This window comes from Halomonas sp. SpR1 (assembly GCF_031010175.1).
Taxonomy (GTDB): domain Bacteria; phylum Pseudomonadota; class Gammaproteobacteria; order Pseudomonadales; family Halomonadaceae; genus Vreelandella.
In genome coordinates this window covers 40,021-53,860 of sequence record NZ_JAUAMB010000021.1, presented here as the reverse complement: position 1 = coordinate 53,860, position 13,840 = coordinate 40,021, and the positions used below count along the sequence as shown (strand labels likewise).

Annotated in this window: 9 protein-coding genes; 6 read left to right on the top strand and 3 right to left on the bottom strand. The window is 58.9% G+C overall.

The genetic code is table 11. The features are described from left to right. Positions 1-102: 102 nt before the first annotated feature. Together QT231_RS15125 and QT231_RS15120 are read right to left on the bottom strand one after the other, a co-directional pair. Entirely contained in the window at positions 103-582 is a 480-nt protein-coding gene (locus QT231_RS15125; protein ID WP_308337680.1) for an RES domain-containing protein, read from the bottom strand. A gap of 35 nt (positions 583-617) precedes the next feature. Continuing rightward, the gene (locus tag QT231_RS15120) at positions 618-1,049 is read right to left on the bottom strand and encodes a DUF2384 domain-containing protein (RefSeq protein WP_308337679.1); all 432 of its coding nucleotides are present in this window, start codon (positions 1,047-1,049) and stop codon (positions 618-620) included. Positions 1,050-1,241: 192 nt separating this feature from the next. Here QT231_RS15120 and recC point away from each other — a divergent pair, with 192 nt between their 5' ends. After that, positions 1,242-4,859, top strand: a complete 3,618-nt coding sequence (gene recC / locus QT231_RS15115; protein ID WP_308337678.1) for an exodeoxyribonuclease V subunit gamma — start codon at positions 1,242-1,244, stop codon at positions 4,857-4,859. 15 nt (positions 4,860-4,874) lie between these two features. Here the strand turns inward: recC and pncB are convergent, their stop codons facing one another. Further along, positions 4,875-6,056 (bottom strand): nicotinate phosphoribosyltransferase, encoded by a 1,182-nt coding sequence (gene pncB / locus QT231_RS15110; protein WP_308337677.1) that lies wholly within the window; start codon positions 6,054-6,056, stop codon positions 4,875-4,877. A gap of 120 nt (positions 6,057-6,176) precedes the next feature. Here pncB and QT231_RS15105 point away from each other — a divergent pair, with 120 nt between their 5' ends. From QT231_RS15105 to recD, 5 genes are all read left to right on the top strand, one after another. Next, positions 6,177-6,470 (top strand): nucleotidyltransferase domain-containing protein, encoded by a 294-nt coding sequence (locus QT231_RS15105; RefSeq protein WP_308337676.1) that lies wholly within the window; start codon positions 6,177-6,179, stop codon positions 6,468-6,470. A gap of 89 nt (positions 6,471-6,559) precedes the next feature. Beyond that, a complete protein-coding gene (locus QT231_RS15100; RefSeq protein WP_308337675.1) occupies positions 6,560-6,868 on the top strand; it encodes a nucleotidyltransferase domain-containing protein in 309 nt (102 codons plus the stop codon). Then, positions 6,865-7,392 carry a hypothetical protein gene (locus QT231_RS15095; RefSeq protein WP_308337674.1) on the top strand — a complete coding sequence of 176 codons (528 nt, stop codon included), beginning with the start codon at positions 6,865-6,867 and terminating at the stop codon, positions 7,390-7,392. Before QT231_RS15100 ends, QT231_RS15095 begins: the two co-directional genes overlap by 4 nt. Next, positions 7,389-11,321, top strand: a complete 3,933-nt coding sequence (recB, locus tag QT231_RS15090; protein ID WP_308337673.1) for an exodeoxyribonuclease V subunit beta — start codon at positions 7,389-7,391, stop codon at positions 11,319-11,321. Before QT231_RS15095 ends, recB begins: the two co-directional genes overlap by 4 nt. A gap of 32 nt (positions 11,322-11,353) precedes the next feature. Next, positions 11,354-13,639 carry an exodeoxyribonuclease V subunit alpha gene (recD, locus tag QT231_RS15085; RefSeq protein WP_374694404.1) on the top strand — a complete coding sequence of 762 codons (2,286 nt, stop codon included), beginning with the start codon at positions 11,354-11,356 and terminating at the stop codon, positions 13,637-13,639. The last annotated feature ends 201 nt before the right edge of the window (positions 13,640-13,840 follow it).

The following is a 13,840-nucleotide window of genomic DNA, read 5'->3' as shown; positions in this document are numbered from 1 at the left end:
TGGAGATCTCTCTTAGCGTTGTCCACGGTATCCGCATAGCTTGGCGATGCTAGGGCGTTCGCGCAAGGGAAGAGGTCGCATAAGTAAGTTTATTAAAAGTAATTACTGCCAGGAGCTCGCATCACGTGGCAAATCACTTTGGGGGTCGTAGACGTCTAATACATCGTTTTCTGCTAGTGTTTCGGTATACAGAACGAGGTTGGTGCCTGAGCCGTATGCCAACGAAGGAAAAAGTATTCCCTTAGCACCTTGCTCCAGTGCCATATCGCCTAGTAACCAGCTAGGCGGCTCAATACGCTGATTAAACCAATACTTACGCCAGTCACAGTTAAGCTCTTGCCACAGGCTATCCCATTTTGAGTTATAACCTGATCGAAAATCGACAATACTAGTCACGCTGACCGTATAGCTAACAATCAGCCCAGGCGGCATCAATGCAGAAAGCTGTTTGTACTCCGCTAACGCGGTCTGTTCCTCAAGCGAGAGATATAACGCATCTACACCAACACGGTTCAGCCGCCCGCCATGCTCTCTCGCACCAGCCCCGCTGGTAGGTGAAAATGCCCAACGCGGAACATGCACACGGTATGCCTGAGTTTTTAGCTCTGGCAGCAATATCATCCCACCACACCCGCTTGTAGCGCCTGAACATAACGCAGCAGGTCATCTGCGCGTCCCTCACTTACGAGTTGCTCGGGCGTTTTATAGTCAAACGCACCAAGAGGTTCATTGCGAAACCAAAACAAGGCGTCATGAAAATCACCATTAATATCTGCCGCAGCGCCGAGCACTCGAAGTGCATCCCGCAGATAGCGTTGTAGTTTTTCCGCCCCCTGAGCACGTGAGATCGTCGTGCGGTGGACATGCGCTTGAGTGGCCAGCGTTTGGATATCGATACTCAATGCGCTGGCGAACAACCTCGGGTTAATCAGTGGGTGACGCTCTTCGCGAGCAACGCCCTTCAAGTCAGCCAAAAATCGCTCGAACGAGTCGGGCACCCGATACTCAGAAGGCGCATTGAGAGATTCTTTTACCGTGCCCACTGCCATCGACAACCTCCTGCTACGCTTACACAGCTAATATGCAACTTATATGCATCACATATTCATCATAGCATCTCTTAACCAGGATGCTAGGGATTCAAGCTTCAGAACTAAACTTATGGCACCATACACTTAGCCACCGCGTTAGCCGTGACGGAATAACCCACTAAGCTGCTCAGCCATTAGGAAACATCGCGCATGTCTGCAAACCCGCTGCTCTCACCAACGCCGTTAACGCCGGGCTTTATGGTGGTACACGCCAATCGCCTGGAAGATTTGCGCGGCTTGGCGGTGGAGTGGATGCGCCGGCACCCGCTTTCGCCGCTTGAGAATGAGACCATTCTGGTGCAGAGCAACGGTATCGGGCAGTGGCTAAAGCTGGCATTGGCAGAAGACCCGGCCCAAGGCGGAGCGGGTATAGCGGCGGCGCTGAACGTTACGCTCCCCGCGCGTTTTCTGTGGCAAGCCTACCGCACGGTGCTGACCCACACGACGGCAGACACCGAGGCCGTTCCCGAAACCTCGCCGTTTGACAAATCGCGGCTGATATGGCGTTTACTGCGCCTGCTACCCAGCCTTGCCGAGCAGGAAGCGTTCGCACCGCTGGCGCGCTTTTTAGAGGTCGACCGCGACCAGCGCAAACACTATCAACTGGCCGAGCGGCTGGCGGACCTGTTCGACCAGTATCAGGTCTACCGCGCCGACTGGCTGGATGCCTGGGCAAAAGGTAACGACGTACTGATCACCGCCCGCGGCGAAGCCCGTCCGCTGGAAACACACCAGCTATGGCAGCCTGAACTGTGGCGCGCACTGCGCGACGATGTGGCTAAACATCTAGGTGAGGCAGGCCTTAACAGCAGCCGCGCCCAGGTTCATAGCCGTTTTCTGGGCGCCGCCGTTCAGCTTGAAGGTCAGGAGTGCCCGTCCGGCCTACCCCGGCGGCTGATTATTTTCGGCATTTCATCGCTGCCGCAGCAAACGCTGGAAGCTTTGGCGGCGCTGTCGCGCTGCTGCCAAATTGTGCTCTGCGTGCACAACCCTTGCCAGTTTTACTGGGCGGATATTATCGAGCACAAAGACCTGCTGCGCGCCAGCCGCTACCGTCAGCGTCGCAAGGCCGGCATGCCTGATGCGTTAGACGTGCTGGGCACCGGCGATGCCAGTGATGCCCTGCACCTGCACGCTCAGCCTCTGCTCGCCGCCTGGGGCAAACAGGGCCGCGACTATTTACGCCTGCTAGACGAGCACGACGACGCGGGGAACTACCAAACCCTGTTCGAGCAGCAGGCATTGCGCATCGATATGTTTGAGCCGTTTAGCGGCGAAGAACGCAACTGCCTGCTCAGCCAGTTACAGGACGATATCCGCGAGCTACGCCCGGTGGCGGAAACTCAAACCCACTGGCCCGCGCTAGACCCGGCCAATGACGACTCTATCGTCTTTCATATCGCCCATGGCCCCCAGCGGGAAGTGGAGATTCTTCACGACCAACTGCTCGCGGCCTTCAGCGCCGACCCGGATCTGCGCCCACGGGATATCATTGTGATGGTGCCGGATATTGACCGCTACGCGCCGCATATTGAAGCCGTATTCGGCCAGTACCGTTCCGCTTCCGGCAGCTATAACGCAAAACCCGACGACCCGCGCTATATTCCCTACACCCTCTCGGATCAGGCCAGCCGCCACCGCCTACCGATGATGATCGCGCTGGAAAAACTGCTGCGCCTGCCGGAGCTGCGCCTCTCGGTGAGCGACCTGTTAGACCTGCTGGAAGTCCCCGCCCTGCGCAGCCGCTTTGGCATTGATGAACACGACCTGCCGACGCTTAGCCGCTGGATTGAGGGCGCGGGGATTCGCTGGGGGCTTAATGCCGAACAGCGCACCCGGCTGGATCTACCCGAAGGCCTCACCCAGAACACCTGGGCCTTTGGCCTACGCCGCCTGCTACTGGGGTATACGGTGGGGAGTGCCGACGCGTGGCAAGGCATCGAGCCGTTTGATGATATCGGCGGGCTGGAAGCATCCCTGGCAGGGCCGCTGGCGAACCTGCTGGAGAAGCTGGAAAGCACCTGGAAAACCTTCTGCCAGCCCACCGACGCCGCCACCTGGGTAGCCCGGCTGCGCGAGCTTTTGGAAACCTACTTCCTCACTGACGACGCCCAAGAGAGCGTGATGCTCACCAAGCTGGAGACCGCGCTTCAACAGCTGTTGGACAGCACCGAAGAGGCCGAGCTTTATGATCCCCTGCCGCTCTCCATGGTGCGCGAACACTGGCTGGGGCAGATCGACGAACACAGCCTCTCCCAGCGTTTCCTAGCTGGGGCGGTCAACTTCGCCACCTTAATGCCCATGCGCGCGATTCCCTTCAAGCGGGTGTGTTTGCTGGGCATGAACGATGGCGAGTACCCGCGCTCCCAGCCGCCGCTGGATTTCGATTTAATGGGTAGCGACTACCGCCCCGGCGACCGCTCGCGGCGGGAAGATGACCGCTACCTGTTTTTGGAAGCGCTGCTCTCTGCCCGTCAACAGCTTTACATTAGTTGGGTGGGCCGCAGCCAGATCGACAACAACCTCATGCCGCCCTCGGTACTGGTCGGCCAGCTGCGCGACCACCTTGAAGCGGGCTGGCGCACGCAACACGGCGAGCCGCTGCTCAATGCCCTGACCACCGAGCATCCGCTACAGCCGTTTAGTCGCCGCTACTTTACTCAACAAGCCAGCGACTCCCCCGCCCAAGCGAGGCTGTTTACATACGCCCACGAGTGGCACGCCCTGCACGCACCGCGAAGCGAAAGCTCCCAAGGTTCGCAGCCATCGAGGCTAAAACCGGACACCGAACAGCAGAGCACGTTAACCCTTGCCCAGCTAGGCAGCTTTCTGCGCGAACCGGCCAAAGCGTTTTTCAATAACCGCCTGGGGGTCTACTTCGAGCAGGAAGAACTTACCCAGTTAGACGTTGAGCCCTTCACCCTGGATGGGCTGCAGAACTGGCAGCTACAGGATCAACTAATCGCCGCCCAACGCCACGCCGTAGATAACGGCCAGCCCCGTATGGAAGCACTACATGCCGAACTGGAGCGCTTTAAAGGGCAAGGTGTGCTGGCCGTAGGTGCCTTTGGCGAAAGGATGCGCGAAGCACTGGCAGAACCAATGGAAGCGCTCTTCAACGCTTACGAAGAGGCGCTGCGAGAGTGGCCTCAGGCAGTAACGGCGCCCCAGGCGGTGCACGTTGAAGGAATTGAAAGAGCTGAAGGAAAGATAACGCTGGAAGATTGGCTGGGCGAGCTACGCCAGGATGATGCGGGTAACCGCTGCCGCCTGCTACTGCTCAGCAGCAGCCTAGTCAGCCAAGGGCGCGGCCGTGGCCAATACCGCTGGCAGCACCTGCTACGCCCTTGGGTGGCCCACTTAGCGGGCAATATTGAGCGCCCAATGACCACCCAGCTACTCTCCAAAGCGGGCCATGTACGCTTGGAACCGCTAGACGCCGCGAATGCCCGCTACCAGCTAGAAGCCCTGCTCAGCGCCTGGTGTGATGGCATGCAAACCCCGCTACCGCTGGCCCCCCAAGCCGCTTTCGCCTGGCTGGCTAAACTTGGCACGCCTGAATCGGAACACGATAGCGATGCTTACGCCGCCGCCGAAACCGCCTACGAAGGCGGCCGCTTCCAAACCGGCGAAGTCGCCCAAAGCGCCTATCTTTCCCACCAATGGCCCAGCTTTGAGCGACTGTTTAATGATCGCGCCCTAGGCCACAGCTTCGCCACGCTATCCGAAGCGCTCTACGCGCCGCTGCACCGCTCTGTAAAAGGCTAATGGCCAGTCAGCGGCTCAAGAATCCTTGCGACTCAGCGATAACACCCGCTTCGCCAGGGCGATCATTTCCGGGTCACCGGTGTTCTTTTCCGCCACGTCGGAAAGTTTGATCACCGGCAGCCAGCCCTGCCCTTCCGGGCGCGCCTCGACCATCTTGACCACCATGTTCATCGGCTCGACGCCCACATCGTTGGTGAAGTTGGTGCCAATACCGAATGCCATCCCGATGCGATCCTGGCAAAAGGCCTGGATACGCTCGACTCGTTCCGGCGTCAGCGCATCGGAGAAGATAATCGTCTTGCTCAACGGATTGATGCCCAGACGCTCATAGTGCGCGATGGTCTGGGAGGCAAACTCAAACGGATCACCACTATCGTGGCGAACACCATCGAACAGCTTGGCGAACTTTTTATCGAAGCTGTCGAAAAAGGCTCGCGAGGTAAAGGTATCGGTCAAGGCAATGCCGAGATCACCACGATACACATCCACCCAATGCTCAAGCGCGAGGCTATTGGCCATTTTGAAACCAAAGCGGGCACCGTGGAACATAAACCACTCATGGGCATGAGTGCCGATTGGCTTAACGCCATGGCGCATGGCCAGCAGCACGTTGCTGGTGCCGCTAAACGCTTCGCCACCATAGTGACCAAGCGCACCCACTACGCGATCGTGAACGTCAAATGAAAAGCGCCGCCGGGTGCCGAACTCGGCAATTTTCAGCCCTAGGCGGCGGTAGAGTTCGATCTTCTCCTGGGCGCGCTGCTCAATCATTGCATCGGCTTCAGACGTTATCGTCACGCCGCGCACGCGGTACCACAGCTCGCTGATCAACGACATCAGCGGCACTTCCCAAAGAATGGTGCGATACCACGGCCCTTCGATAATTACCGAAAGCTCGCTCCCCTGCTGCTCGATAATCACTTCGCTGGGGTTATAGTGAAACCCGGCGAGGAAATCGAGATAGGTAGGGTCGAGATAAGGACAGGTGTTTTCGAGATAGCGCTTTTCATCATCGCCCAGGCGAAGCTCTGCCATCTTATCGACTTCGCGACGCAGCTCGGCACCAAACCCTTCGGGAAACGCATGATCGCCACGATTGATAAAGGCGTAGCGCGCATGGGCATAGGGAAAGCGTTTGATCACGGCGTTCTGCATCGTGATCTTGTAAAAGTCATTATCCAGCAGCGATGTCAGCATGTGATCCCATCGTTAGAGTGAACAGAAGCCGCCGGTAGCGTAAACTAAAATGCACCCAAAGTGGCTCGGCGACAAGATTATCAGGTGGCGGAGCTCTCATACAGTCTAGGAGCTGTCTTCATGCGTATTACCCAAACACATCGAGCAATCATTCTCTCTGGCGTGAGCGAGTTTATTGGTGATTCGGTGGAAACTCATGTGTTTGGCTCGCGACTCGATGATTCCAAGCGAGGCGGAGGCGTTGATCTACTGCTGATCTCTCCGCAAGAGATACAGCCACAGGCTTGTGCCGAACTTAACGACATACTCGAAGAATATCTAAAAATGCCAGTGAATATAGTGACCTATATATCTACTGATGAGCCAAGCCCCGCTCAAGCGAGAGTTTTAGCCGAAGCGCGCCCTATTGGCTAGGCAGCTCCAAGTGTCTTAGCACTAGATTGATAGGTGACAGGGCTCTGATACAGTCAGTGCGAGACTTTAACAAGCAAGGAGCTATCTTAATGCGACTTACTCAAACACAGCGTGCCATTATTCTCGCTAGTGTCCGCGAGTTCATTAAGCCTTCTGTGCAAGTCCATATGTTTGGCTCGCGTCTAGATGATACCAAGCGAGGCGGTGATGTTGATCTATTGCTGATCACCCCTACAGCGATACCGCTGCTTGCTTGCGCCGAACTCAAAATGGCCCTTGAGGAGCGCATACAGTTACCAGTGGATATCGTGAGCTATGTATCGACGGCTGAACCCACGCCCTTTCAGGCAATCGCCTTAGCACAGTCACACCCGATTGATAGCGAGGAAGCAGCATGAGCCAGGATGTTCTCAGCGAGCAACAGCGCTATCTTGCCCAGCTGCTAGAAGCGATTCAGCGCTGCGCTTGGTTTCTACATCAATCACGCAACAAAATCACCTGGCCCATTGACGGTGAGTGGTTAGCCGAACACAAAAAAGATGTGGATTATTTCGAAACGCTCGCCGCCATCAATGAGCGGTTTGCAAAGCTACAAGACTCCATCGCCTCAGCGATGCGGCACAGCGCCTTGCTTGCAGGTGAGTCCACTGACAGCTTTCTCAAAGTACTTGCGCTGTTTGAAAAGCAAGGCGTGATTGACGCGACAAGTGATTGGCAACGCTGCCGCGCCATCCGCAATATAGCAGCGCATGACTACTCAACTGACTACGCCCACATAGCAGAACACTTCAATTTGCTGAACGAACTCGCCGAGGTCCTCTTAATGACGTCGCAACGTCTTGTAACCTGGAGTGCTGAACAGCTGCAGATTTTCCCTGCCAGCCAAGATTTCACCACTGAGTTTGACACTATTTTCTTATGAGCCAGCCCGCCCCACTCAATCCATTGAGCCTCCCGCTCCACGGTAGCCGGTTGATAGAGGCAAGCGCGGGCACCGGCAAAACATTTACCATCGCGCTGCTCTACGTGCGCCTGGTACTCGGCGGCCACCGCGTTGACGACGACACGGCGTTTATCCGCCCGCTCACACCGCCGGAAATCCTGGTCGTTACCTTCACCAACGCCGCCACCCAAGAGCTACGTGAACGGATCCGCAACCGCTTGGTAGAAGCAGCAGAAGTATTTCGAGCTGAGGACGTAGAAGGAGGGGCGCCGGGGGCAAGCCGTAGTGGAGGTCATTCAACAGGGCCGGAAAATGTTCCTGACAATTCCGGCATTTCCGCCATCCCTGGCGGTCAGATGTCTCAAGTAACGCCCAAGGATGGGTTCACAGCGCCTCCACGTAGGCTTGCCGCCGGTGAAGCCCCTGGGATAGCTGCTCTAGACCCGTTGCTACTAGAACTCCGCGACCAATACGACCCCGCCACCTGGCCCGCCTGCTCGCGACGCCTGGCGCTGGCAGCCGAATGGATGGACGAAGCCGCGGTTTCCACCATCCACAGCTGGTGCTACCGCATGCTGCGCGAACACGCCTTCGATAGCGGCAGCCTGTTCTCGCTCAATTTAGAGAACGACCAGCGCGAACTGGAACAGGAAGTAGTACGCGACTACTGGCGCAGCTTCTACTACCCGCTGGATAGCGACGCCCTCGGCATTGTCACCCGCTACTGGAAATCACCGGACGACCTGCACGCCCCGCTGCAACGGCTGTTGCCCGAAAGCGAAGCGCTAGGCTGCGAAAAACCCGAACCCCGCGAAACCCTGGCTGCCACCCAGGCCGAACGCAGCGCCCAGCTCAGCGAACTCAAAGCCCCCTGGCCCGCCTGGCTGGACGAGCTGGTACCCGCCCTGGAAGAGGCCGCCAAAAGCAAAGCCTTCAAAGGCCAAAGCTTCAACGCCAAAAGCCGCGCCAACTGGCTAGGCGCCCTGCGCGAGTGGAGCGAAAGCGACGCCGACCGCCCCGCACTCACCGACGCCGCCTGGAAACGCATGACGCCCGACGGCATGGCCGAGATCTGGAAAGAGGGCGCGCCGCCCTGCCCGCAAGTATGGCAAGCGCTGGCCCAGCTACCGGCAGCGTTGGATGCCCTGCCCGAGCCTCGCAACGACTTGCTGATACATGCCGTGCAGTGGTGCCGTGCCCGCCTGGAGCGCGAACAGGAACGCCGCGCCGAAATGGGTCCCAACGACCTGCTCACACACCTGGATCGCGCTCTAAAAGGCCCTAATAAAGACGCCCTGGCAGCACAGATCCAGCGCCAATTCCCCGTGGCACTGATCGACGAGTTCCAAGACACCGACCCGATTCAGTACCGCATTTTCAACGCCGTGTATGACGTCGCCACGCCCCGCCGCGACAGCGCCATTCTGCTGATCGGCGACCCCAAGCAGGCCATCTACGCCTTTCGCGGCGCAGATATCTTCACCTACCTGCAAGCCCGCCAGGACACCGATGGCCGCCACGTGACGCTAGGCACCAACTTTCGCTCCAGCAAAGCGATGGTCGATGCGGTCAACCACTGCTTTAGCTATGCCGATAAGCACGACGCCGGGGCCTTTCTTTTCCGCGCTGATGGTGGCGACAACCCGCTGCCGTTTAATCCAGTTAAGGCCAAAGGCACTAAGGACACGCTGGTACTCAAAGGTAAGCCGATACCCGCGATGACCCTGTGGCCCCTGGAAAGCGACGAGCCGCTCTCCAAAACCGCCTACCAAACCGAAATGGCCGAGCGCTGCGCCTCGCAGATGGCCGCGCTATTGGAAGCAGGCCGCAAGCAGCAGGCGGGCTTTGCACCCGTTGTTGAACCTGGGGTCGATAACGGAGAGCAATCACTCACTCCGCTAGCTCCCTCGGATATGGCGGTGCTGGTCAACGGCCTGCAGGAAGCTCGGGCGATTCGCTTAGCGCTGGCCAGCCGGGGCATTAAGAGCGTGTACCTTTCCGATCACGATAAGGTGTTTAGCTCCCCCATCGCCCCGCAGCTGGCCATTTGGCTGCGCGCCTGCGCCGAGCCCCAGGCCAACTCCCGCCAAGCGGAGGCCAAGCTGCGCGCCGCGCTGGCCACACCGGTGATCGGGCTCAGCCTTGAAGAACTCGACCACCTCAACCAGAGCGAGCTTGCCTGGGAATCGCGGGTCGAGCAGTTCAGCGACTACCACCGCCTGTGGCAGCGCCAAGGCGTGCTGCCGCTGGTGCGCCGCCTGATGGTTGATTTTGATATCGCCGCCCGGCTACTGAGCGAGTTCGCCGAGGGTGAGCGTTTGCTAACCGACCTGCTCCACCTGGGCGAAATGCTTCAGCACGCCAGCCAGGAATTAGATGGCGAGCACGCGCTGATTCGTTTTCTGGCCGAGGCAATTGCCGACCCGGAAAGCCACGGCGACAGCCACAAGCTGCGCCTGGAGAGCGACGCCGATCTGGTCAAGGTCGTCACCATCCACAAATCTAAAGGGCTGGAGTACCCGCTGGTGTTCCTGCCGTTTATCGCCAACCACCGCCCGGTCAGCGACAGCGACCTGCCGCTGCGCTGGCACGACAGCGAAGGCAGGCTGCAACTCAGCCTAAGCGCCGATGAAGCCACGCTGGCCACCGCCGACCGCGAACGCCTGGGCGAAGACCTGCGCAAGCTTTACGTCGCGCTCACCCGCGCCCGCCACGCCACCTGGCTGGGGTTGGCAGCGCTAAAAGGCAGCGAGAACAGCGCCATCGGCCACTTGATCAACGGCGGCAAAGCTATCGCCCCCAGCGGGTTTACCCAAGCCCTAGGCGAGCTGGTGGAAGGCAGCGATATCGCGCTAAGCCCCGCCCCAGAGCCCACCGCGCTGCGCTTTACCCCCGCGCCGGAACAGCAGGCATTGGGCCACGCCCGCACCCCGCTACGCCCCGCACGGGAACAGTGGTGGATCGCCAGCTACTCGGCGCTGCGCACCTCGGGGGCTGTCTCAGGAGCGATACCGACAGCGCAGGCAACGCCCACGCCAGAACCCACTACGCCCCAGGAAGCCACGACCCTTGAAGTGCTGGGCGAGCCCCACGACAACGCCATCAACACCGAAGCGTTTCACCTGCACCGCTTTCCGCGTGGCCCCGGCCCCGGCACCTTTCTGCACGGGCTGTTAGAGTGGGCAGGCCAGCTAGGCTTTAACAAAGCGTTGGAAGACCCCGCCGCACGAGAAGATATGCTGCGTCGGCGCGTGCAGCTACGCGGCTGGCAGGCATGGCACGATACGCTGGCGGGCTGGTTTGAAGAGCTGCTCAATGTCCCTCTTCCCCTGCCTTCGTCAAAGCCACTTTCACAACCTGGCGAAAGCGACCAAGTGGCGCTAAGCGAACTAGGCAGCTACCAGGTAGAGCTGGAGTTCTGGTTTGCCGCCCATCAGGTGGGAACGCGCAAGCTTGACGAGCTGGTAAGTGGCCACTTACTGCCTGGGGTATCGCGCCCCGCGTTGGATGCCGATACCCTCAATGGCATGCTCAAAGGCTTTATCGATTTGGCCTTCGAGCATGAAGGCCGCTTCTACGTGCTCGACTGGAAATCCAATTACCTGGGCAGCGACGACAGCGCCTACACCTTTGATGCCCTGCGCAACGCCATGCTCGAAAAACGCTACGACCTGCAGGCGGCGCTTTACCTGCTCGCACTGCATCGGCTGCTCAAAGCGCGCCTGCCCGACTACGACCCGCACCACCACTTGGGCGGTTCGATGACAGTATTTCTGCGCGGCAGCCGCACCACCGCCCGCGGGGTACACGCCGTACCCGCCCCGGTCGCGCTGATTGAAGCGCTGGATGTCCTCTTTGCAGGCACAGCGGCAGATGCAGAAGAAGCTCACAAGGAGGTGGAGGCATGAGCAAGCGAGACACGTCTTCAATGAACGAGCCCATGAACCTTGACCTATTCGCCGATGACGCACCGCCCGCTGCACCTGATTCAACCACATCGACAGCACCACCGTCAGAATCAACCACCAGTACCACCCAGCCGCACCCCGCGCTAAGCGATACCGCCGCGCTGCTACAACTATGTGAGCGCTGGGTTTCCCGTGGCTGGCTGCGGGATTTAGACCTGGCCCTGGTGCGCTTTTTTGAGCGTGAAAGCCAACACGCCCCGCCGCTGCTACTGCTAGGCGCAGCGCTAGCCAGCCACCAGTTAGGCCGCGGCCATGTGTGCCTGGATTTAGCCGCTACGCTCGAAGCCCCGGATTTTGCCCTTTCGCTACCGCCCGAAGGCGACGAGCTCAACGACCCGCCGCCGCTGCCCAGCCATGTGCTGGCCACGCTAACGCTGAGCGAGTGGCAGGCCGCGCTTTATCACCCCACGCTGATTAGCGACGGCCCCGGCAATACGCCGCTGGTAGTGAGCCACAGCGGTAACACCAGCAAACTCTACCTGCGCCGCTACTGGCAGTTCGAGCAAACCCTACACCAGGAAATCGCCCACCGGGTTAACGCGGATAGCTCTTTGAACAGCTCGGCGGCTAGCCCGCTACTCAAAAGCGCGTTAGAAACATTATTCCCCGCGAGCGACAGCCTGGATTGGCAAAAGAACGCCAGCGCCCTCGCCGCTCGTAGCCCGTTTGCGATCATCACCGGCGGCCCCGGCACCGGCAAAACCACCACGGTGGTACGCCTGCTTGCCCTGCTGCAAACCCTGCAACTGGCACAGCCCAACGCCCACCCGCTGCGCATTCGCCTAGCCGCCCCCACCGGCAAAGCCGCCGCCCGGCTAAATGAATCCATCGCCGGGCAAGTCGCTAAGCTCCCCTTCAGCGACTTAGTCAACTTGTGGGAGGGAGCTTCAGCTCTGGTTCGACACCTCGACGAAGATTCAAGCACTGACCAACTACAAGCAGCCATACCAACTGAAGTAACAACCCTTCACAGACTGTTAGGTGCCCGAGCCGACACCCGCCACTTCCGCCACAACGCCGCCAACCCGCTGGCGCTGGATGTGCTGGTGGTGGATGAAGCCTCGATGGTGGATATCGAAATGATGACGGCGCTACTCAGCGCCCTGCCCGCCAGCGCCAAGCTGGTGCTGCTGGGGGATAAAGACCAGCTGGCCTCGGTAGAAGCAGGCGCCGTGCTGGGCGACCTGTGCCGCCGCGCCGACGCCGCTCACTACACCCCCGCCACGGCGCAGTGGCTAACCGAACTCACCGACCACCCGCTACCGGAAACATTAATCGACCCCAACGGCCAGCCGCTGGATCAAGCCATTACCATGCTGCGAGTAAGCCACCGCTTTACTGAAACAAGCGGCATCGGCCAACTCGCCCAGGCGATTAACCAGCCGTTAAGCGAATCACAAAGTGAACGGGAAAAGCACCAAGCGGTGCATGGCGTACTGAATAACGGCTATGCCGATCTGCACCACTTGGTATTAAAGCCAGACGCGCAAAACGAAGACAGCCCCCTGGAGCGCCTAGTGGTCACCGGCAGCCCGGAACGTTTTCCCAACGCAGGCGAAAGCCGCACCGACCACAAAGGCAAGCCCATCGCTCCGCCCACCGGCTACTGCCACTACCTAAATACATTAGATAGTGAGCGGCCTGATACGGCACTGGCGTTTGAAGAGAACAGAGATGTTTACGATGCGTGGGCTAAGCAAGTACTAACCGCCTATAGCCGCTTTCAGCTGCTATGCGCACTGCGCAAAGGCCCGTGGGGAGTAGAAGGCTTAAACCTGCTCATCGCCAAAACACTGCGCAGTGAAAAACTGCTGTTCGGCAACGACCACACGCTGGAAAAAGGCTGGTTCGAAGGCCGCCCAGTGCTGGTCACCCAAAACGACTACGGCCTGAAACTAATGAACGGCGATATCGGCATCACCCTCGCCGTGCCAGATCCCCGCACTACTGGTAGGTCGCTTTTACGTGTAGCCTTCCCAACCAGTGACGTAGACAACCCGATTCATTGGGTGCTGCCTTCCCGCCTGCACGCGGTAGAAACCGTATTCGCGATGACGGTACACAAATCCCAAGGCTCAGAGTTTCAGCACACCGCCCTGCTACTACCGCAAACGCCCAACCCCATCCTCACCCGCGAGCTGGTCTACACCGGCATCACCCGCGCTCGCGACTGGCTCACTTTAATTGAGGTCAAACGGGGGATTTTGAATGATGCGGTGGCTAGGGAGGTGATGAGGGTTAGTGGGGTTAAGGGTTGATCAAAATTGACACCACCGATTCTAGTGGTATCAGTTTTCGGCTTAGAGCAGAATTAGATTGGGCGCCAATGTAACGGCTTGCTCACCGGAAAAATAGGAGCGCAGCAAGTATTTTTCCAGTGCAACTATTTGTTAGCCGGCTCATCTCTTTTTTCAATAGTTAAGATATACCTCTTCTTTCTTCACTTTTTGTAATGGACG